The following is a 21713-nucleotide window of genomic DNA, read 5'->3' on the forward strand; positions in this document are numbered from 1 at the left end:
AAACAAGCCACAATATCATGGCTTGTTTTCTTTGTACCAATCATTCACTTCCTTGGTAATCACGTCTCCGCCATTCTTGTAGAATTGGGCTACGAACTCATCGAAGTAGGAGAGCGGCTTCTCACCGTAAATGATGCTCAGATAGCATTCTGTTGCGAGTTTCTGCAGGAACACTCCGTGCTCTTCCATCCCGTCGGTTAGCGGCCCGTGATACCGGTTCGGGATTTCGAGCCCCTGTTCGGCAATCGCTACCCCGGCCGCAGCCCATTGAGCCGAATTTAGTCCCTTGATGCCCTGTTCGATCGGCGTCCTCACTTCAGCATCTGAATTCTCAGACAATTTTTTGATCGCATCCGCATTCATATAAGGCAGTGTCGGCGCACCACCCGTCAGCGGGTAGAGCATCCAACGCATATCCATCGATGATCCATCCGCAAGCGGCCATTTCTCATTCGGCACCCCCTCCGTCGCGAAATTAACAGTGATGACCTTGCCGTCCTTGATCACATAATCGTAGCCTTCGTGATACCCTTTGGCGAAACGGGGATCGAAGTACGGATCGTCCGGGCCCAAATTTTGGGCAAGCAGTTTATTATAATAGGCAAACCAGGCCTCCATATTTTGAAAGTCTTTACTGAACACCGTGTATATGCCGTACAACGGTTTCTGCGCCTTACCCTTTAAACCCTCCGGTCCGGCAGGAAGGGGATAGGCCTGCCAGTCCGCTTCGGTATCGGCCTTCACCGTATCCCCTAGCGGCCAGGCTCCCATCCAGAACGGGCCAAACATGACCCCTGCCCTTCCTTTGACCGCCAGTTCAGATGCTTGGCTTGAATCCTGTATGCCAGCATCCCTGTCTATGTAGCCCTTGGCCATCCAGGACGCCATCGTTTCCAGGTATTTCTTGGCATCCGGATGAACGGCTCCATAGACCAGACTGCCATTCCCGTCTTCATTCCAGAACAGTTTAATGTCAGACGTGCTGAGCATCTGTGTGGAGAAAGCGCCAGCGATCGCATCCGTCTGCCCCATCCAGCTCCATGGGCCTTCCTTCAACGGAACCGCCAGGCCGACTTCATCGTCTTGGCCATTCCCGTTAGGGTCCTGCTCAGAGAACGCCTTCAGCACGTTCTCGAGCTCACTGATCGTCGCCGGCGGGTTGAGCGACAGCTTCTCAAGCCAGTCCTTACGGATCCACATGACCGTTCCCTCATTTCCCTCGCTGAAGCGGGGAAGTCCGTAAATCTTACCGTCTTTGGTCACCTCCGTCATGGTATAGGCATACTTCCTCAGCGCCTCCTTCAGCTTCGGATGCGCGAACCTCTCAATGGCATCGTCCAGCGGAAGCAACCTGTCTGCTTTGAGCAGATTCTTCAGGATGTCTCCATCTGCGCTAAAGGTGTCCGGCAGCTTGCCATTCACAGCCAGCGCTAACCGGATTTTGGTGTCCGCGTCCTCGAACTTGCTGACAATCCAGTCGAACTTCGTGACGATCCCCAGATGTTCCTCCATCCAGCGGGTATGCACGTTGTCCGTAAGACTCTCGCCCGGCTTGAATGCGTTTGGCCGGTTCTCGTCCACGATTGCCGTCGTAATCGTAACCGGCGGATCGTATTTGAAGTCCCATAGCGGCTTCGCTTCCCCGCTCTCCGGACTGTTTTGAATCGTCTTCCCGCCGCTGTTGAAACAGCCGGCAAGTAGCAGGGCTCCTGTCAGAACCGCCCAGAGAATGATTATTCTTCTTTGCCTTTTCATCGGCTCAATCACTCCATTCCCGCCCGGTATCTGTCTCTGAATTCCTGCGGCGTCACCTGATAATAGTCACGGAATTTCCGGATAAACCAATTGGTATTCGGGTAACCGATACTTTCTCCTATATAGTAGATTTTATGATTCGTATGCTTCAGCAAATCGCACGCTTTGAGCATGCGCTGCTCGTAAATATACTGGGATACGGTAGTGTCTGTACATTGTTTGAAGAGCTTAGACAGATGGTTAGGATGTACAAAGACCCGCTTAGCCAGCAAAGTCAGTGACAAGTCCTTGTCCAGTTCCTTACGGATGTAGACTTGCGTCTTTCGGACGATCGCCTGGCAGTGGTCCCCGGTCTCCTCACCCAGCTTATCATGAAGCGTGCGCAGTGAGTCCAGGGCCCAGTTCTCCAGCTGCGATGCGTGCAGCATCGATTTCCCCTTAACAAAGGCGGATTGTCCCGGAGTGAGCATCTGGACCAGCGTCCTGCCGCTGCGATTTGCAATATACTGGAAGCTGTTAGACAGGAAGAAAAAAACATCGCGCATTAGGTCGGGCGAACCTGTATGCAGTAAGGGAGACACGAACGCGCGGATCTTAACTTCCGCCGCTTCCCATTGCTCTGTTTCCAAAAGATGCGTCAGAAGAGGCGCTTCGTAGAGCTTGCGCATGAGGCGCACTTCTTCATCGTTCCTCTCCGGTACCTGCCCGGACGAACACACGTGACTGCCTATACGCGATTTGGCCGTCATGTAACTGGCTTGCATCCCTTCCGGGAAGAGGCAAACAGATTCCCCCACGGATATCTCGCCTTTAAGCAAGTTCCGTACTTCTTGCTTCAAACGGTCTAGCCGCTCATGCACCCATTCCGAATCAGGCGGCGCGCCTGATAGGTCGTACACCAGAACGAGCAGGTTTTCTTCATCGTCGGCAGCCGGCCAGCAGTCATACCGGTCCATCAGCAGTTCTTCCAGCATGTTGGTAACCGCAAACCGGATCAGGGACTGTGAATACAGATCCTGTCCGTCAAAGGGGGGACCCAGCCGAACGAGGCATAGCGAGACACGGCCCGGTATAGGAAGAGGGAGATCAAACAGCTTCAATTTCTCGGCAAGCGCCTTGCCATTGAGAGTGCCGCTGAGTACCTTGAGCAAGAGCCCTGCCTTCAGCTCTGCGCTATTGTCCCGGTAGATACGGAAGCCCTGTTCAACCGATCGTTCCTGCTCGAGCTGCTTAACGATCCGGCCCATTGCCATAAGCAGTTGTTCATCCTTAGCCGGCTTCATCAGGTAATCGAGCGCTTGCAGCTCAATCGCTTTGCGGGCATAATCGAAGTCTGCATAACCTGTGAGCAGCAGGCACTTCAACCCGGGAATCCGCCTCCTGGCCTGCTCGATCAGTTCCAGGCCGTTCATGCGCGGCATACGGATATCCGTCATGAGGATGTCGACCGGCACCGATTCCATTAGGGCAAGCGCCTCACTCGCGCTATATGCCTTCAACACCCGGGTGATACCGAGTGTCGTCCATGGAATCGTATCCGCCAGACTATCCGCATAATGCTTCTCGTCATCAACTACAAGCAGACTATTCATGACCTTCCCCCTTCGCTTCGTCAATCATCCCCGGACTCCAGAGGAGCCTTACACTTAATCCTCCCAGCCTGGACGGGGTAAGCGTGACCTCAGCGTCGGGGCCGAAGTTGCCCTGCAGCCGCTGATACACGTTCCATAGGCCGCAGCCGGCATATTCGCCTGCCGGGATATCCAGCTCCTTGTGAAGCCGGTCCATCTGCTCCCTACTCAGCCCCTTGCCGTTATCTTCTACCTTGAGGTGCAGCCAGCCTTCCTTGATACAGACACTGATTTCCACCCGGCCTGGGTATTCGACGTTCTCAAGTCCATGCACGATCGCATTCTCCACGATCGGTTGGATCAGAAGCCGGGGGATTCGCAGCTCCGCCAATTCTTCCGGCAACCCGATGCTGTAAGTCAGCGTCTCATTGCGAAGCCGGATAATCTCAAGGTGGATGCGTACGAAGGCCAGTTCTTCCCCAAGGCTGACACCCTGATTGTCCATTCGCGTCGTATACCGGTAATAGTCGGCCAGGTGATACGCCATATCCATGACGGCCCGGTCCTTTCCCATTTTGGTCATATTAATGATGAACCCCAGGCAATTGTATAGAAAATGAGGATGGATCTGCGCCTGCAGCTGCTTCAGCGTGGCATCACGCGCCAGAATACGCGATTGCAGGACATTCTCGATGAGATCCTGAATCTGCGTCGCCATTTCGTTGAAGTTCTGCATGAGGAACGCGAATTCATTGTTCGATTTCTTCGGCAGACGGTAGGCGTAATCACCTCCCTTGATCCGCTGCACTGCGCGTACAAGCTGGAAGATAGGCCGGTGTACGTTCCAGTACAAAGCAGACGCAGCAGCGATACCGGTTAGCAGCAGAATGACCGAAGACGCCCCAAACAATACTCTCTGCTGCCTGATCGGCCCGATGATCTGACCCAGAGGAACCGAATCGATGAGATGCCATTCAAGGAGATTGGAATAATAATAAGTAATCAGATAAGGCCTCCCGTCGAACGAATGGATCAGGAAACCGGAATCCCGGCTATTGACCCTGTCGCCCAGTTCCTTGATGATTCCGTCCATCTTGGGCCCTTTCACAGAACGGCTGGCGATGATGTCATGCCCCGCTTTGTAAAAGAACGGATTGTTGGAGTGGCCAGACTTGTAGGTGTCAAGCAGATTCTCGAAGCTCCACTTGTAGAGGTTAATGCGAACGGCAACATCCAGATCCTCCGGATGGGCCGGTTTGTAACCCGTAGTGACATAGGTTCGGGTGAAGCCGGGGCCTATCTCCAAATCTTCGCTATAGCTCCATCCCAGCGAGAACCGGCTTTCAAACTCTACAGGATCATACTCATAGGAGGGGGAAGAAGAAATGCTATTGCCCCGATGCGGGAAATACACGGTCACATCGTTACGCCAATTGCCCGATGCGCTGGCCAGCGAGAGCTTCTCCTGGATTAGCAGCCTTGTTTTCATTAGGGAATAATCGCTCGTATCGTGGTTGTACAGGTACTCCAGCACGTTCGTGTCAACGAGCATGGGGGCAGAGGCCAGATCGAACTTCTCAATACTGGCATCCATTTGCGCCACGAAAAGCTCCATCCGGTTCAGGCTCGCTTTAATAAGCTCCTCCTGTATGACGTTGATGCTCTTAGACGTAGAATAATAATACAGCGCCACGACCGGCGTCAGCAGAATCAGCAGCAACACTAGCATTTTCCGAAAGATGTTGAATTTGATTCGCACAGGATTACCATCCTTGTTTCATAGTCACAACTCAACCTGTATTTTACAATATTTTGTAAGCGTTTTCTATATTCTTTGATGCATCGATCTCCGTATCTCTCTCGAGAGCATAAAAAAGCCGCCCAATGGAATGAGCAGCTTACAGGAATCCTATTCATTAGTATCTTTTTTGTTGATATTTTCCCACCAACATCTTAGACTTTCTTACCACCTGCAATCATTTCAACCCGAGGGTTATGATTATAGCAGCTTAATCAGCTCTTCTAGCTCTTCAACCAATACTTTTGCCAGTTCAAAATCAGTATTTTTTAAAGCCACTTCTATTTTTGTTTCCACAGATTTTTTCTGTTGTTCCGTTTCTAAATAGTCTTTATCAAAATGACTGGCATAAATCATCTTTCTGAATTTTCGCATACTCATTTTTCTTATCGTCTTATCGTCAATGATCAGGACATAATCCATGCCATTTACCACAGAATAGAAATCATGAGAAATCATGAGAATCGCACCCTGATAGTCCACAATGGCTTTCTCCAGAGCTATTTGTGTATAGGTGTCTAAATGGCTTGTCGGTTCATCAAGAAGCAATATGTTTGCCTTACTGCCAGAAACCTTAGCCAATTGAAGCATGTTTTTCTCTCCGCCAGATAATGACTCTATCTTTTGATTAACGATTTCACCTTCAAAGCCATAGTTGGACAGATGTGATCTGATCTCATCATACGTTGCAAACCCGGCATCGATGAATTCCTCAAGAATAGTATTGGAATCCTTCAGCATTTCGCCTTGAAGCTGAGATAGATAAGCCACTTTAACCTCAGCATTGATTTCAATGGAATCATGATTATTTTTAAAGATCTCCCGGAGTAGCGTCGTTTTGCCGGTGCCGTTTGGACCGATCAGGGCTACTTTATCCGTAGATTTTATCTCAAAGTTAACATTTTCCAAAAGCAGCTCATCAAAGGCAATACTATAATCATTAACATTTATAACAACGGTGTCTTCCATTTCATTATCCACACCGAAACTGATATCCGGTTGCTTAATATCTACGAAGGGTGCCTTAATTCTGCGCGCTTCCAATCTTTCCTGAAATTTAACCCTGGCTTTTAATGCTTTCCCTCTGGATGCTTCGGAATTATAAGTTGCGATAGCTCTAAGATTATCGATGATATTGTCGTTTCTCTTAATTTCTTCCTCTTCAGCGACTGCGAGTTCTTGCAGCTCAATTTTAGTTTGAAGTAAGGAGAAGTTATATTCAATATATCGCCCGTCGAACTCTTGAATCTCCATGTTTTCAAGGTGAATAATTTTGTTGAAACAATGATTCAATAAATATCGGTTGTGCGTAACAACCAGCAGTATTCCCTTGTGAGAATTAATTAGATGTTTAAGCGCATTTAAGTTTTCAAAGTCTAAAAACACATCAGGTTCGTCCATAATCATTAAGTCCGGATGATTAAGCATTTCCTTCATTACTTGAATAAGTTTGAATTCCCCGCCACTCAGGTCAGATACCCTAACTTCTTTAAGCCTCATGAGGTCTGCCAGATTCAGCTTCTTATTAATGTTACTTTCGTAATCATCCCCACCCATTGCATCAAATGCATCTAAGGCTAATTGATACTTTTCAAGCAACGGATCAATATCCGTGGCTGTCTCCATTTCAGTGAGAATAGAGTTTATTTCATTTTGAATCTGAATAAACTTTTCGCCGATATATTCAAAAACTGTTGTTTCTTGAGATTTGTCTGGTTGAGAGAACTGACTTACAAATCCAATTGTGCAAGTGGGGTCTATCGATAACATACCATCATACAAATATCTTTCTGGATCCATCAGTATATCGATCAGTGTACTTTTCCCACTGCCACTTGTTCCAATAAAAGCGCAATGTTGTGCCTCTTCAAGCGTAAATGAGATGTTTTTATATAATTCTTTTTGCGGAAATGAGAAGGATAAGTTATCAACTTTTATCATAGGATTACCTTTCTTTATAACTAAATTTGTGACTATTATCAGATGCATTGAAGCGCATAGACTTTAAGTTTACCACAAATGTCATTTGGATTGTTGTCTTTAAACATAACGACAAGGCAATGAGGGTCTGACTGACGCCGCGGAATCCGCTTCCTCGAGATGCCTCTTACAGACCAAGACCCCGTCAGGGGCCGTAACGTGAATACGGTGTTATATGTTGTAGCCGCCTCTTATAAAGAACTACATATCCGTAAAGATATCTGAACAAGGTTTATTCTTATTTCTGTTCTACTATTCCAACTTCGACTATCCCATTCGACTCCACTTAAATCGTCACCGCCATACAGGATAATTCCTAATTTAACTTCTCTGAATTTTGAAACGGCCATAAATGCTGCTGCTTCCATTTCTACAGTTACACACCCTTCAGCTTTCCGCAACTCAACTTTTTCTTTAGTTTCTCTATAAAATGAGTCTGTCGTCCAAGTTTTTGCCTTTATATACCTAATATTATGTATATTAAAATCGTCCTCTATGATTTTCAAAACTTCCGGATCACATTCAATTTCTCTAGATGGCTTAATGTAATGGTATGATACCCCTTCATCTCTCACCGCAGAAATTGGTACAATTAAATGTCCAACTGCAATGTCTTTTTTAAGTACACCTGCACCACCACAAACTATAAACTTCTGAAATCCATACGCTATCAATTCTTCTAAGAATCCTGCTGAGCCTGCAGCCCCTAAATATCCCAGAGTAATATGCACTTTTTTTCCTTGAAAATACGTTTCATATATTGGTAAATCTACCGTCTCGCAATGTAGACACGCAACTTCTTTCAACTTTCCCTCAGTTTTCATTTTTTCAATTACATCTCGAAAAAATGTTATTATACAGTATTCAAATTCTTCTTTTGGCTCGATAAAATTAGTTGCTTCTATTATAGCAACTCGCGATTCATCAAATTCCAATATCGGAAACTCTTTAATATCCACTCTTTTCTTCTCCATCTCGACTTACCTCCAAAGTAACTTTTTCACCATTTATTAGCGTCTATTACATATAACATCTAATTTATGAACTTCGTAAACACCTCTATATCAAGAATATTCGCGAGCTTATTTAGCTATCCCTGCTCGATATAAGAATAAAGCAGCTGTTCTACCCAATCATATACCCTGTGAAGTTCCGCTCTCTTCAGAAAGAACAATCATGCTGTACGCGCAAAAATAAGCCGTCCTCAAATGCAGGACGGCTCATGATGTTTAATATAGTTCTAGATTTTTTTACTGGTTCCACACATTTAACTTTGGTTCTAGACTTTCTTTACTAGTTCCCAACCTTTTCATCACCAGACAAACAGCTGCTGTATCTTTCCCTACCCTATTCTACCGTAACGCTCTTCGCCAAGTTACGAGGTTTATCCACATCGTGGCCCAGAGCCAGCGAAGCGTAGTAAGCCAGCAATTGCAGCGATACTACGGACAAGGCAGAGGTCAGAAGCGGCAGTGTCTGAGGAATCACGAATACCTGGTCAACAGATCTAAGCAGGTCGTTTGCATGCTCTTCATGAGTGATGGCCAGCACGTGTGCACCGCGTGCTTTGACTTCCTTGATATTGCTGACAGTTTTCTCGAGAACGGATTCCTGAGTTGCCAGAGCGATGACTGGAACGCCTTCTTCGATCAGCGCCAGTGTACCGTGCTTCAATTCACCTGCAGCGTAAGCTTCGGAGTGAATGTAAGAGATTTCTTTCAGCTTCAGCGAGCCTTCCTGAGCTACAGCATAATCTACGCCGCGGCCGATGAAGAACAGGTGCTCATGCTTAGCGATTTGTTCAGCATACGTCTTGATCGCTTCTTTTTGCGCCAGAATTACTTCTACTTGCTCCGGCAGGGACTGCATAGCTGCCAGAATTTTGGCAACCTCAGGTTCGGATTGCGTTCCGCGTACTTCAGCCAGGTACAGACCGAGCAAAGTGAAGGCAATCAGCTGAGAAGTATATGCTTTGGTCGAAGCAACAGCAATTTCCGGACCAGCCAGAGTTACCAATACACTGTTTGCTTCCCGTGCAATGGAGCTTCCCACTACGTTAGTGATAGCGAGCACATGTGCACCATTTGCTTGGCCTTCACGCAGTGCGGCTAGTGTATCAGCAGTCTCGCCGGATTGGCTCACTACGATAACCAGAGTTTCCGGTGTAACGATCGGCGAACGGTAACGGTACTCCGAAGCGATATCATTTTCCACAGGAATACGCACTAAGGATTCAATCAGGTTGCGTCCAACAAGACCAGCGTTGTATGCAGTCCCGCATGCAACGATCTGAACGTTGCGGATGTTCTTGATCTGCTCTTCGGTCAGATTAAGCTCTGGTAGAATCACTTTGTTGCCTTCAGCATTCATACGTCCGCGCATAGTGTCGCGGTATGCTTTTGGCTGCTCGTGGATTTCTTTCAGCATGAAATGCTCGTAGCCGCCTTTTTCCGCAGTAACAGCATCCCAATCGACAGTAATCATTTCCCGAGAAATAAAATTGCCCTCAATCGTCATCAATTCGACAGCATCCCGTGTCAACACAGCCATTTCGCCGTCGTTCAAAATATATACGTTGCGGGTATATTCCAGCAAAGCAGGAATATCAGACCCGATAAAGTTTTCACCTTCACCCAAGCCAATGATGAGTGGACTTGCTTGACGTACAGCCACCAGTTTGTCGGGTTCATATTCAGTCAGAACTCCAAGTGCAAATGCACCACGCATGAAGGTAATCGCTTTTTGTACAGCTTTCACGATATCTCCTTCATATTCACGGGCGATCAGGTGGGAAATAACCTCCGTATCCGTTTCGGAAGTAAAGTGGCATCCTCCGGCAATCAGTTCTTCTTTAAGATCAAGATAGTTCTCCACAATACCGTTGTGTACAACTGAGAATTTCTGGCTCTCATCCGTATGCGGGTGGGAGTTCTCATCAGAAGGCTTGCCGTGGGTTGCCCAGCGTGTATGCCCGATTCCGGCACTTCCTGTTAGTGGAGTAGCTTCAAGTCTGGATTCAAGGTTCGCCATACGGCCCTGTGCTTTTACGACCTGGAGTCCTTCCTTGGTGAACACAGCAATCCCGGCTGAATCATACCCACGATACTCAAGCTTCTTCAAACCCTCTACCAAGATCCCTTGCGAATTCTGATTCCCGATATATCCTACAATACCACACATAATAATTTCCTCCGTCCGATTTATAGTGTAGGCGGCATAAGGAAAGAAACGTGCCGTGCGGCATGTTTTTGAGAAAAAGCAAATATTCTGTTTTATTTCAGACTCAGTCAAGTGGACACGGCTAAGCAGCCCTTAAAAGGACAATCTCCGGTTCATTACCTTTTCACTTGCAACTATGTTCATGAAATGTACAGTCTTCTCCTCTGCCGTGGCAGAACGCTCTGTGTTTCTTTCCGTTATTGCTTAAGCCCATGAATTGTACTACTTCTGTTAGCACCCACAGAAACGTTGTGTGAAAGGTCGCCCTCGCATTTTCCGTTTCCATTTACGGCTCTGGTGCATCACCGGGAGGTCCCCGCCGAACATTTCGAACACCTCCACCTCGTCAGCTTACATCTGCCGTGATCCGTTCAAGCCCTGCCGTTACCCGACAACATAATGGCTGTCCCTTCTCCCCCGCGCAAGATCAAGCTCTGGCGCTTGCTGTTGCCAACCTTACTATCCCCGCTTTCCTTCTGGAATGACACCTTATCTATTATATGCACCTTACATCGTTTTGGCAATGCTGTAACGCATGATTACTTTTGGCAGCTATTCTAATAAATTGGACAATATACAGATGCAGCCGGTGAAGATGCCTTAAGCATTTCTCCTCACCGGCTGAACATTGTAACAAATATGATTAGATTACACCAGTTCACGCTGAACGACATCAACGATTTGGCCTACATAGAGATCCAGCTCCGCCTTATCCGGACCTTCTGCCATAACCCGGATCAACGGTTCAGTTCCCGAAGGACGCACCAGCACTCGGCCGTTATCACCAAGCTTGCCTTCAACCTCTTGAATAGCCGCTTCAATAGCCGGATTGTTAGGATAATTAGTCTTATCCTGAACACGAACATTCACAAGCACCTGAGGGTATTGGGTCATCATTGATTTCAGTGTACTGAGTTTCTTGCCGGATGACTTCATGGTATCCACCAATTGGATTGCTGTCAGAATACCATCACCTGTTGTATTGTAATCCAGGAAAATAACATGACCGGACTGTTCTCCGCCCAAATTGTATCCGCCCCGGCGCATTTCTTCCATCACATAACGGTCACCGACCGCGGTTTTGGCTGTATTTAGACCCAGTTGTTCTGTTGCTTTATAGAAACCAATATTGCTCATTACTGTGGATACAATAGTACCATCCTTAAGCTTGCCAGCACGGTTCATCGCATCTCCGCAGATGCAGAGGATAAAGTCACCGTCAACCTCATCGCCATTCTCATCGATAGCAATCAATCTGTCAGCGTCTCCGTCAAAAGCAAGCCCCAGATCCGCACCCTGGCGCAGCACTTCCTCGCGCAGAGTTTCCGGATGCGTGGAGCCAAAGCCATCATTAATGTTAAGCCCATCAGGCTCTGAACCGATGGCGATTACTTCGGCCCCAAGCTCTCTGAACAAGCGGGGGGCCAATTCATAAGCTGCGCCATGAGCGCAATCAAGCACTACCTTAAGTCCCGTGAAGCTTTGAGAAATCGTTGTTTTGAGATAGTTCAAATATAAATATTTTGCATCATTATCTACACTAACAGTTCCCAGACCTGCACCTACAGGGCGAGGCAATTCATCGATCTCCGCATCCATCAGTTCTTCAATACGCAACTCGGTTTCATCCGTCAGCTTAAAACCGTCTCCGCCAAAAAACTTAATGCCATTATCTTCAACCGGATTGTGCGAAGCTGATATCATTACTCCTGCATCCGCCTTAAGCAATCTTGTAATATATGCCACAGCAGGCGTACTTACAACACCTAACCGGATTACCTGAGCACCAATGGACAACATGCCCGCTACAAGCGCCGATTCCAGAAGAGGACCTGAAATACGCGTGTCCATGCCTATGACCACCTTGGGCTTCTCTACATTACCAGCCAATATATACCCACCGCAGCGGCCAATACTGTAGGCCATCTCTGCTGTTAATTCACGGTTTGCGACTCCGCGCACACCATCTGTTCCAAAATACTTACCCATCTTTTTTCTCCTTTTGAATACGCTGCATTAGCTTAATGAATTATTGTATGAATAAAGTCTTATTTCGGGCACCAATGTCACCTATTATAGACGTTAACTAACCGTAAAAGTTACGTTCCGCCAGGACTACCATTGTTCGTCGTGCCGTTCGCACCTGAAGTACCACCGTTCTCAACCGTGCCTTCGGATGGAGTTGGAGTAGCTGTAGGAACAGTATTATCCCCGCTCTGAACAGGCTCTGTCGGGCTCTCCTCACCAGAGGCAGGCTCAGCACTTGGCTCTGAGGTTACCGTGCCCGTGCTGCTGTGATCCGGAGTTTCCGCGGCAGCCGGTGTTGCGGGGGCGTTTAGCTCCACAGTTGCCCTGAGACGTTGTGAAGCATTCCCTAGGGCAATAAACCTGGGTAGCGAGACATGTAATGTTACCTCATGGGATCCGGCTGTGAGGCCAACCACGTCCGCTACCACACTGATATTGTTCTTATCTATCTGTTCCAGCAGATTTGGGGCTCCCGACACAGTCAGCGAAACGTTTTTACTGGAAGGATCTGTGACCAGAGCGGTAAGTCCAGTATCGACCCCCTCCAGCTTGATGGGAATATTATCAATGGTCTTCTCGGCAATATCCGAGGTCACAACAGAAACATTTAAGACCGCAGGCTCGATCTTGGCAGTGCCCTCCGGAGCTGTCAATTCCAGCTTCAGCTCCTTTGTGCCTGCAGAATCAATTGAACCCAAGTTCAACGTCGCTTCATAGGATGACAAAGAAGCCAATGATTCTTCGGTTCCATACACTGTTACCGTATCCTGTTCCGGTGTCACCTTGGACAAAGCCAATCCCCCTGGCAGCTTACCGCTAAAACTTACATCCAGCGGCAGGCTTTTAAACGGAAGAGTAATCGGCAACTCCACAGTTACGGAGGACGGCTCGATAACTGCATCCTTAATCTCGTTACCGTCGCTGTCATACGCATACAGCTTCAGCTTCTTTTCTTTTATCGTTTCACTGTCACCATCCAGTTCAATGGTTCCCTGCACTTTGGCTACCTTGCTGAGCTCACTAGCACCCAGCGTGACCTTCGCCTCAACGGCTGGTTCTATGACCGGTGTACCTACCTGATAGCCCGCCGCAGGCTCACCTTTGGTGATAATCGATACTGGAAAAGACTTGGTATTCCGGAGTTCCACATGCACATTCACTTCATTGGGGATTATATCATCAAGCATCACGCCGCTCGGCAGCGAGTAATGCAGGGGGAGCGTAGTGTCTCCTGGCTGAACATTGCTCAGATCAATCCACACTTTATAGGCATCAGAGAACTTGTAGGTGAGATCCGATTTTTTGCCCATGACTTCCAGTCTGACACTTTCAGCATCCCTTGAAGTGATTACATATTTATCCTCATCGAAGCCGGTATCCTCAATCTTTACATTTTCTATGGTTTTAGACTCCATGTTTACCGTTGTCTGGTTCGCAGGTGCAGTATCCACATGGACAATGATCCAAAGGATAATAGCGAAGGCAAGCGCGAGAATTTTGTTGAAATTGTTATTCTTCATCCACTTATCCATTGCGTTTATCCTCCCTCCGTTTCCAAAAAGCGGAGCTCTTCTCCTTCAGCGGTGAAGTGGCCCGAAGTTCCTCATAGAGCTTGGAAATCAGAGATTCTTCCTTAATATCACGCACGATCTGCCCGTTAATTGCCAAAGATATCTGTCCGGTCTCTTCCGAGACCACGACAGAGACGGAATCCGCAACCTCACTAATCCCAATTGCTGCCCGGTGACGGGTACCCAGCTCTTTGCTGATGAATGGATTCTCGGATAGTGGCAAATAGCATGCAGCGGCGGCAATCTGCCCCTCTTGCATAATGAGCGCACCGTCATGCAGCGGAGTATTGGGGATAAAGATATTGATTAGCAGTTCGGAGCTAACTACAGACCGCATAGGAATTCCAGACTCCGTATATTCATTCAGCCCCGTTGCTCTTTCAAAAACAATTAATGCCCCAATCTTTCGTTGCGCCAGGTAATTCAGTGCTTTGATGACTTCACCAATCAATTTGCTGATCTCCTCATCATTCTCGGCAGCCCGTCCAAAAAACTTGCCCCGTCCAAGCTGCTCCAGCCCCCTTCGTAATTCAGGCTGAAAGATGATAAATATCGCAAATATCCCGAACGTAAATATCTGGTTCATCAGCCACTTCAGCGTATATAAATCGAGAAGGGTACTAAGTGCCCAGATTACAACCAATACCAGAATCCCTTTTAGCAGTTGTATCGCCCGGGTCCCGCGTACCATATTTAGCACTTTGTAGATGATATAGCTGACAATCAGAATATCGATTATATCTTTAATGGACTCTTTCCATGTTAGATCTGTAAAATAACTCATGCCAAAACCCCCGTCATTTCATATTAGCTGGGTTTATGTAAAATGTCTGTAATTTCTGTTTCATATCTAGGTTATAACGTTCTAGCCCAGGTTGCAAGTTTCAGTCACCGGGGAAACCTCTTACCCTATACCCACGCAACAAAAAAGCGCCATCTTTCCGGAAAAAGAGGCGCAAATAATATTCCTGCTAAAAGCAACCAAGTGTTATTTAACGGTAGGCAACTTCAGAGAACATGTTCGTCACTTTATACCAGAGCCAACTTACCGCTTGGTCTATGCTTTTGACTTGCCCGGAGATATGGGCTGTTGAAGCCTGGTACAGGGAGCCGTCAATCACAGTCACATTACCGTCCACTTCCCCATAAACCTGAGTTTTACCGTTCTCCACCGTTAGATCGCCAGATATCGTTTTACCAGAAGGTACGATGACCGTATTCCCTTGAATGACAACCTGTTCCAGGTCCGTTCCCCTGACCACAAGCTGCCGATCCTGATTCCAAAAGGTAACGGAGCTCATCAGCATCACCAAAATGAATACGGACGCCGCTGAAAGTGCGGGATGCCGCTTGATCCAGGTTACAAATGCGCGTTCCTTCTTGACTTGGGGTAATGAATTCATAATCCGGCCTACAAGATCCTCCGAAGCCACAGGACTCTGGTGCATCAGGGAAAACATCAGCATATCGGTCTGTTCCAATTCTTTGAACTTTGCACGGCAATCTGTACAGGATAGAAGATGCTCCTTCAATTCCCTCTGTTGCAGTTCGGGCAAGTCGTCATCCAGGTAGTCGTGCATCATAGAGACGGCCAGTTTGCATTCCATAGGAGCCAATCCTTTCATGAGTGCTATTTAATTATAACAAGACAAAGGGGCAGGGCGCATAAGACTTGCTTAACTTACATACGGCGCTGCCAATCATACGTTTCATAAAAAATAATCTATTTTACATTTTAGGCTCTAATTTTTTACGTAAAAATTCACGTCCCCGATGTACTCGGGTCTTAATCGTTGTTACAGGCATATCCAAGACATCACTAATTTCCTGGAGCGACAAGTCCTGCAGATAGCGCAGAATCATCACTGATCTGTATTTCACAGGCAAACTGTCGATGGACTCATAGATCAATCTCTGCGTCTCTGAGAGCAGCAGTTCTGTTTCCGGTGTCACATTATCACTGGGAATCATGGAATAGCCGTCAATGCCTTCCTGGTCGCTCATTTCTGCATCCAGCGAATATGTGGGCCGCCGCTTACGCAACCTGTCAATGCAAAGATTCGTGCCGATGCGGTAAATCCATGTTGAAAACTTTTGTTTGTCATCATAGCGGTCCAAATTGCGATACACGCGCAAAAATGTTTCCTGAACAATATCTTCCGCTTCATGGCGGTTGTTCAGCATCCGATAAGCCAAATGATATATTTTGTCTTTATATAGTTCCACAAGCTCGGCAAATGCCCTTTGGTCGCCCTTTAAGGCGAGCTTTGTCAATCTGCCTTCCAAATTCTCCACCTGTTAACTCCCCCAGACTTGCCGCCCTTGGTCTTTCGTCTCATGAATGTCCACGGTACAAGCTCTTAAATGGTAATTCATGTTTCGTCAAAAATCAAGGATAGTATTGTTACTTTCTATGTAGAATGGGCACAGCACGCAGGATAAAAAAACGTTGATTCATCGCAGATTCAGGGAACATTTGGATTTCCAGCCGTTATTATTGTCAGATTTCCTGATCGAAAACGCTACTCACGGTCGAAATCCGAGAATAAAGGCGAATGCTGTTCTCCTCCAATTACAAATCCCCAATGTTCCGCTCATCACCTGAAATTCAAATCCCTGTTACTCTGCCCAATAATTCATATCATCAACTATTAACTAAGGAAAAAACGGGAAGCGGTTTGGTCTTTTGCCAGCTTCGTCTTCCTCTCAGATCCTTCGGCTGCTGCGGACATCCGGTTTACTAATCCAGAACTAAAAATCCCCGTCCGGCCTCCATAGAGAGGCGAACGGGGATTATGAATTAATTAAAGAACAAATCTACAACAAACCTAGAAATATACAAAATATCAGCCTGTATTCCGCAATCCGGCGGCAATGCCATTGATAGTGAGCAGCACTTCCCGGAGCAGCTCGGCGTCATCACCGTCCACTTCGCGCAAGGCTCTTAACTCAGACAATAGCTGCACCTGCAAATAGCTCAGCGGGTCAACGTATGGATTACGCAGACGAATAGATTCCTGAATAACAGGCACGTTATCCAAGATGTCCTGCTGTCCCGTGATTTTGAGAATCAGCTCGGAGGTCAGCTTGAATTCTGTTTCTATCTGTCCGAAAATGCGCCGGCGCGCCTCTTCATTTTTGCCCATGCTGGCATATTCCTTGGCTATAATCAGGTCGGCCTTGGCAATGGCCATCTGCAGTGTATCAATTAATGTAGTAAAGAATGAGAAGTTTGCATACATATGCTGCATGACCTTCAGGTTCTCTTCCTTGTTGTCATAGAAGCTCTGCAGTCCCGTTCCGGCAGCATACCAGGCAGGAAGCAGATATCGGCTCTGTGTCCAGGCAAACACCCAAGGAATCGCACGCAGGTCCTCGAAGCGGTCACTATTCTTCCGTTTCGAAGGACGGGAACCAATATTAAGCTCCCCAACCTCAGGAAGCGGTGTTGACTCCTTGAAGTAGGTCAGGAAGTCCGGATCACGGAAGATCAGGTCCTGATATTTGTTCAATGAAACCTCTGAAATCCGGGCCACAATTTTTTCCCATTTCGGCTCATATAAATCCGTCTGAGGTGATCTGGCATTAATTGCGGCTGTAACCAGAGCGGATGTCGCCTGCTCCAGGCTGCGATATGCAATCCCCTGCATTGAATAACGAGAGGAGATAACCTCGCCCTGTTCCGTAATCTTGATGCCGCCGCCAATCGTAGAAGCCGGTTGTGCCAGAATACTACGATTCAGCGGCATGCCGCCACGTCCAAGTGCTCCACCGCGGCCATGGAAAAATTTCAGCTTAATACCGAAATCATCCGCTGTAGCGGTGATCTCCTTAAGGGCAACCCGCAGCTCGTAATTGGCGGTTACCACACCGCCATCCTTGTTACTGTCTGAATAGCCGAGCATGATTTCCTGCAAATCATTCATGGCTCTCACCGCATCCCGGTAGATCGGCAAGTTAAGCAGCCTACGCATAATTTGTGGAGCATCATGAAGGTCATCAATGGTCTCGAACAGCGGAACAGCCTGTAGTGTGCAGACTACAGTACCATCATTGTCTTTTCGGAACAGACCCACTTCTTTGGCGAATACCATGACCTCAAGAATGTCACTTGCAGCTTCAGCCATGCTGATTAGATAGCTGGTAATACACTGTTTGCCGTACTCCTCTTGCGCCGTATAAATGGCACGGTATACTGCAAGACATTCCTCAGTGCTCTCACTGTAGGACTGATAAGGCGAAGTCAGCGGACGCGGATCATTAAGCAGCTTTTCTAGAAGATCGATCTTCTCATTCTCCTGCAGTTTTGCATAATCCTGTGTAACGTTCATTTTGGCCAGAATCTCAGTCATCGCATTTTCATGCTCTTGACTATGCTGGCGGACATCAAGCGTCGCAGTATGGAACCCAAACAACTCAACCTGACGAATCAGCTTCTTGATATAGGTATCCGCTACATAATCTGCATAGTGATGTCGCAGACTGCGGTCGATCACATTCAAATCATCTATAAATTCTTCCGGTGAAGAGTAGCGCTCCAGTGAGCCTTTCTTCTCATCATCCATAACGTTCTGCGTCTTCGCGATCATATAGGTAAGCTTAATCCGGTAGGGCTCATTATCATTATGCCAGGATTTTGACTTATCCAGATTAATAAGGCTCCGGTTCAATTCAATGGATTGCAGCAACTCCGGCGTTACATTAACGATACTGGTGCTAAAGCTCAGATACTGCATCAGCTCGCGCATAATGCGTTGGTATTCCCGAATCGCCAGCTTACGCTGAAGTCTCAGTGTCTGCAGCGTCACAGCTGCGGTCACCGAAGGATTACCATCCCGGTCGCCGCCGATCCACGAACCAAAACGCAGATACGTCGGTACATGCCAATTCTGGCCCGGATAGTATTTGCTTAGACATCGTTCAAGTTCTTGATACACATCCGGCAACACCTGGAAAATCGTCTCATGGAAATAATACATTCCATTGCGGACTTCATCCAGTACCGTTGGCTTGCGGTCGCGCAGCTCATCCGTCTGCCACAAGGTAATGACCTCATTAAGCAGCTTTTCCCGCAGTTGTTCACGTTCACGGAACGTTAAGGTAGGGTTATCCAGACCCATGACGTCATCGGAGATACGTTTATGAATATCAAGAATCGCCCTCCGCATGGCTTCAGTAGGGTGAGCGGTCATGACCAGCTCCAGAGACAGACCATTCATGATTTCATGAACATCCTCGTGTGAGAAATCACGCTCGCGGAGCTCTTGAATCGCGCTTTCGATAGAACCAGGCTGTACAGTCTCCCCGGCTGAACGTTCGTAGTCGCGTTTACGGCGAATCCGGTGATTCTGCTCCGCGATGTTCACCAATTGAAAATAAATGGCAAACGCCCGTATCACCTGGTGGCGATTCTCCGGATCCAGTGAATTAATTAGCTCCTTGAATTCATTGTGCAGTTCAGGCAAAAACAATGAGCGCAGCGATTTGCTGGTTTCACGGATCTTCTCCACGATATCCAACAGTTCGTTTCCGCCTTGGTGAACCAAGACTTCACCCAAAATATTCCCCAGGAACCGTACGTCTCGCCGCAGCAGATTATTTGAATTGCTTTTGCTGACGGCAGTCGTAAGTTCGGTCATGCTGCTCCCCCCATCCTCTTCCGGATCAATGCTTTTAACATTGTCTATTTGAAGCTTTCCTCATATCATACAATAAAACTGCCCGGAAATCTCCAACTTTATTGCGCTGTAAAGCGATACAGCAATTAAAATTATACACCAATCCAACTATTTATACAGTCATAAAAATAATGTGTATATCTTCCTTTTATATTGTCTGATCTGCGTCGGGTCTATGTAGCAGTCATGTGATGATACATTACAGAAATTTTAATACTAAGTTCATTTAATCATCACTCGCGTAAACTTTTTTCACATTAAAGTTAACATATATTGAGATATCTATCTTTTCATTTCAAGCTATGCTTTTCCACTTGTATTCTAATTGTGAATTTTGTTAAAACAGCCTTAACGAAACTTCACTTTCATAAATCATTTTTTGTACCTGTTGTAAGTTCATTCGCTTTGGAAACCAAGCTTAGATATTTGAAGTTCGCAAATTAGTGGTCATTTCTACAATATTCAAATAATTCATACTCGATCCTATAGCCAAGTTAGTTGCGAATGATCGCAGTGAGAAGGGTTATATTAACACTTCTTTATGGTTCTCGTGATGTAATACTTTGGATTAACAAAAAAACTCCTACCAAAAGTAAGAGTTCATTGTCAGCTTAAGAGCTGTGCTATCGGGATGACACGATTTGAACATGCGACCCCCTGGTCCCAAACCAGGTGCTCTACCAAGCTGAGCTACATCCCGAAACATATAAAATTATGGAGCGGGTGATGGGAATCGAACCCACGCTATCAGCTTGGAAGGCTGAAGTTCTACCATTGAACTACACCCGCACAGGTGTAAAATCGGGATGACACGATTTGAACATGCGACCCCCTGGTCCCAAACCAGGTGCTCTACCAAGCTGAGCTACATCCCGTTAATATATTCTTGTAAAATAAAAATGGCGCGCCCTGAGAGATTCGAACTCCCGGCCTTTTGATTCGTAGTCAAACGCTCTATCCAGCTGAGCTAAGGGCGCAAAATTATGGAGCGGACGACGGGAATCGAACCCGCGACCCTCGCCTTGGCAAGGCGATGCTCTACCGCTGAGCCACGTCCGCAACTAAGTGGTGCGCGTGAAGGGACTTGAACCCCCACGTCGTAAGACGCCAGATCCTAAGTCTGGTGCGTCTGCCATTCCGCCACACGCGCATGATACAGATAAAAGTGAGCCATGAAGGACTCGAACCTTCGACACCCTGATTAAAAGTCAGGTGCTCTACCAACTGAGCTAATGGCTCCCATTTGGCAGGGGATATAGGATTCGAACCTATGATGACGGAGTCAGAGTCCGTTGCCTTACCGCTTGGCTAATCCCCTATGATGGATACCTATAGTGTGCCCACAATCTCTTTCAATATGAGAACGATTATGGTGGAGGCTGAGGGGTTCGAACCCCCGACCCTCTGCTTGTAAGGCAGATGCTCTCCCAGCTGAGCTAAGCCTCCATATGTATGGTTGTCCTCAAGGGAAAATGAAAGTTGGTGACCCGTATGGGATTCGAACCCATGTTACCTCCGTGAAAGGGAGGTGTCTTAACCCCTTGACCAACGGGCCTAAAAAACTTGTGGAGCTCTCAACCGGATTCGAACCGGTGACCTCTTCCTTACCATGGAAGCACTCTACCTACTGAGCTATGAGAGCATGGCTCCCCGAACAGGACTCGAACCTGTGACAACTCGATTAACAGTCGAGTGCTCTACCAACTGAGCTATCAGGGAATATCCGCTTGGCGGCGTCCTACTCTCCCAGGACCCTTCGGTCCAAGTACCATCGGCGCTGGAGGGCTTAACGGTCGTGTTCGGGATGGGTACGTGTGGAACCCCTCCGCTATCGCCACCAAACATGATTTTTCGAAGCTTTCGCTTCTTGAAATCGCTGCAAGAAAATATCAGACCTTTGCGGCCGACATCTTGCTCAGGCTGGATCGCCTGAAAACTGAATCCGAAACGAATCTGCGTTTTAAGATTTGGATAAGCCCTCGACCGATTAGTATTGGTCAGCTCCACACGTTACCGTGCTTCCACCTCCAACCTATCTACCTCGTCGTCTTCAAGGGGTCTTACATACTGGGAAATCTCATCTTGAGGGGGGCTTCACGCTTAGATGCTTTCA

12 protein-coding genes, 12 tRNA genes and 2 rRNA genes are annotated in these 21713 nt (G+C 47.2%); all 26 read right to left on the bottom strand.

The window, feature by feature from the left end; translation table 11 throughout:
- Positions 1-15: 15 nt before the first annotated feature.
- On the bottom strand, positions 16-1755 hold the full coding sequence (locus A3849_RS08900) for a type 2 periplasmic-binding domain-containing protein (RefSeq protein WP_074111074.1): 1740 nt from the start codon (positions 1753-1755) through the stop codon (positions 16-18).
- An 8-nt stretch (positions 1756-1763) separates the two neighbouring features.
- Positions 1764-3347 carry a response regulator transcription factor gene (locus A3849_RS08905; RefSeq protein WP_074111075.1) on the bottom strand — a complete coding sequence of 528 codons (1584 nt, stop codon included), beginning with the start codon at positions 3345-3347 and terminating at the stop codon, positions 1764-1766.
- On the bottom strand, positions 3340-5085 hold the full coding sequence (locus A3849_RS08910) for a sensor histidine kinase (protein ID WP_074111076.1): 1746 nt from the start codon (positions 5083-5085) through the stop codon (positions 3340-3342). The genes A3849_RS08905 and A3849_RS08910 overlap by 8 nt, the downstream gene beginning before the upstream one ends.
- A 240-nt stretch (positions 5086-5325) precedes the next feature.
- Positions 5326-7065: an ABC-F family ATP-binding cassette domain-containing protein gene (locus tag A3849_RS08915; protein WP_074111077.1), complete on the bottom strand. Its 1740-nt coding sequence runs from the start codon at positions 7063-7065 to the stop codon at positions 5326-5328.
- 230 nt (positions 7066-7295) lie between these two features.
- Positions 7296-8078 carry a nucleoside phosphorylase gene (locus A3849_RS08920; RefSeq protein WP_074111078.1) on the bottom strand — a complete coding sequence of 261 codons (783 nt, stop codon included), beginning with the start codon at positions 8076-8078 and terminating at the stop codon, positions 7296-7298.
- A 373-nt stretch (positions 8079-8451) separates the two neighbouring features.
- Positions 8452-10284, bottom strand: a complete 1833-nt coding sequence (glmS, locus tag A3849_RS08925) for a glutamine--fructose-6-phosphate transaminase (isomerizing) (protein ID WP_074102802.1) — start codon at positions 10282-10284, stop codon at positions 8452-8454.
- A 687-nt stretch (positions 10285-10971) separates the two neighbouring features.
- A complete protein-coding gene (gene glmM / locus A3849_RS08930) occupies positions 10972-12312 on the bottom strand; it encodes a phosphoglucosamine mutase (RefSeq protein ID WP_074111079.1) in 1341 nt (446 codons plus the stop codon).
- A gap of 110 nt (positions 12313-12422) precedes the next feature.
- Positions 12423-13883: a CdaR family protein gene (locus A3849_RS08935; protein ID WP_074111080.1), complete on the bottom strand. Its 1461-nt coding sequence runs from the start codon at positions 13881-13883 to the stop codon at positions 12423-12425.
- A complete protein-coding gene (gene cdaA / locus A3849_RS08940) occupies positions 13876-14706 on the bottom strand; it encodes a diadenylate cyclase CdaA (RefSeq protein ID WP_074111081.1) in 831 nt (276 codons plus the stop codon). Before cdaA ends, A3849_RS08935 begins: the two co-directional genes overlap by 8 nt.
- A gap of 208 nt (positions 14707-14914) precedes the next feature.
- Positions 14915-15529, bottom strand: a complete 615-nt coding sequence (locus A3849_RS08945; RefSeq protein ID WP_074111082.1) for a zf-HC2 domain-containing protein — start codon at positions 15527-15529, stop codon at positions 14915-14917.
- A gap of 121 nt (positions 15530-15650) precedes the next feature.
- Entirely contained in the window at positions 15651-16217 is a 567-nt protein-coding gene (gene sigW, locus A3849_RS08950) for an RNA polymerase sigma factor SigW (protein ID WP_074111083.1), read from the bottom strand.
- Between the two features lie 551 nt (positions 16218-16768).
- The gene (ppc, locus tag A3849_RS08955; RefSeq protein ID WP_074111084.1) at positions 16769-19561 is read right to left on the bottom strand and encodes a phosphoenolpyruvate carboxylase; all 2793 of its coding nucleotides are present in this window, start codon (positions 19559-19561) and stop codon (positions 16769-16771) included.
- A 665-nt stretch (positions 19562-20226) separates the two neighbouring features.
- Positions 20227-20300 (bottom strand) — tRNA-Pro (locus tag A3849_RS08960).
- A 15-nt stretch (positions 20301-20315) separates the two neighbouring features.
- A tRNA-Gly gene (locus A3849_RS08965) sits at positions 20316-20389 on the bottom strand.
- Positions 20390-20401: 12 nt separating this feature from the next.
- A tRNA-Pro gene (locus tag A3849_RS08970) sits at positions 20402-20475 on the bottom strand.
- 25 nt (positions 20476-20500) lie between these two features.
- Positions 20501-20577: transfer RNA gene (locus A3849_RS08975), tRNA-Arg, on the bottom strand.
- A 7-nt stretch (positions 20578-20584) separates the two neighbouring features.
- Positions 20585-20659 (bottom strand) — tRNA-Gly (locus A3849_RS08980).
- A gap of 7 nt (positions 20660-20666) precedes the next feature.
- Positions 20667-20750: transfer RNA gene (locus tag A3849_RS08985), tRNA-Leu, on the bottom strand.
- 16 nt (positions 20751-20766) lie between these two features.
- Positions 20767-20839: transfer RNA gene (locus A3849_RS08990), tRNA-Lys, on the bottom strand.
- 5 nt (positions 20840-20844) lie between these two features.
- Positions 20845-20918: transfer RNA gene (locus tag A3849_RS08995), tRNA-Gln, on the bottom strand.
- Positions 20919-20970: 52 nt separating this feature from the next.
- Positions 20971-21046: transfer RNA gene (locus A3849_RS09000), tRNA-Val, on the bottom strand.
- A gap of 34 nt (positions 21047-21080) precedes the next feature.
- Positions 21081-21155 (bottom strand) — tRNA-Glu (locus A3849_RS09005).
- Between the two features lie 11 nt (positions 21156-21166).
- Positions 21167-21242, bottom strand: a tRNA-Thr gene (locus tag A3849_RS09010).
- Between the two features lies 1 nt (position 21243).
- A tRNA-Asn gene (locus A3849_RS09015) sits at positions 21244-21319 on the bottom strand.
- Between the two features lie 6 nt (positions 21320-21325).
- Positions 21326-21442: ribosomal RNA gene (gene rrf, locus A3849_RS09020) — 5S ribosomal RNA — on the bottom strand.
- Between the two features lie 125 nt (positions 21443-21567).
- Positions 21568-21713, bottom strand: a 23S ribosomal RNA gene (locus A3849_RS09025); the annotation flags it as partial.

It is taken from the genome of Paenibacillus sp. P46E (assembly GCF_001909095.1).
In the GTDB taxonomy this organism is placed as follows: domain Bacteria; phylum Bacillota; class Bacilli; order Paenibacillales; family Paenibacillaceae; genus Paenibacillus_AQ; species Paenibacillus_AQ helianthi.

Coding starts and splice junctions, on each gene's coding strand:
- A3849_RS08900 (WP_074111074.1), bottom strand. CDS start 1,755: ATGAAAAGGCAAAGAAGAATAATCATTCTCTGGGCGGTTCTGACAGGA.
- A3849_RS08905 (WP_074111075.1), bottom strand. CDS start 3,347: ATGAATAGTCTGCTTGTAGTTGATGACGAGAAGCATTATGCGGATAGT.
- A3849_RS08915 (WP_074111077.1), bottom strand. CDS start 7,065: ATGATAAAAGTTGATAACTTATCCTTCTCATTTCCGCAAAAAGAATTA.
- A3849_RS08920 (WP_074111078.1), bottom strand. CDS start 8,078: ATGGAGAAGAAAAGAGTGGATATTAAAGAGTTTCCGATATTGGAATTT.
- glmS (WP_074102802.1), bottom strand. CDS start 10,284: ATGTGTGGTATTGTAGGATATATCGGGAATCAGAATTCGCAAGGGATC.
- glmM (WP_074111079.1), bottom strand. CDS start 12,312: ATGGGTAAGTATTTTGGAACAGATGGTGTGCGCGGAGTCGCAAACCGT.
- A3849_RS08935 (WP_074111080.1), bottom strand. CDS start 13,883: ATGGATAAGTGGATGAAGAATAACAATTTCAACAAAATTCTCGCGCTT.
- cdaA (WP_074111081.1), bottom strand. CDS start 14,706: ATGAGTTATTTTACAGATCTAACATGGAAAGAGTCCATTAAAGATATA.
- A3849_RS08945 (WP_074111082.1), bottom strand. CDS start 15,529: ATGGAATGCAAACTGGCCGTCTCTATGATGCACGACTACCTGGATGAC.
- ppc (WP_074111084.1), bottom strand. CDS start 19,561: ATGACCGAACTTACGACTGCCGTCAGCAAAAGCAATTCAAATAATCTG.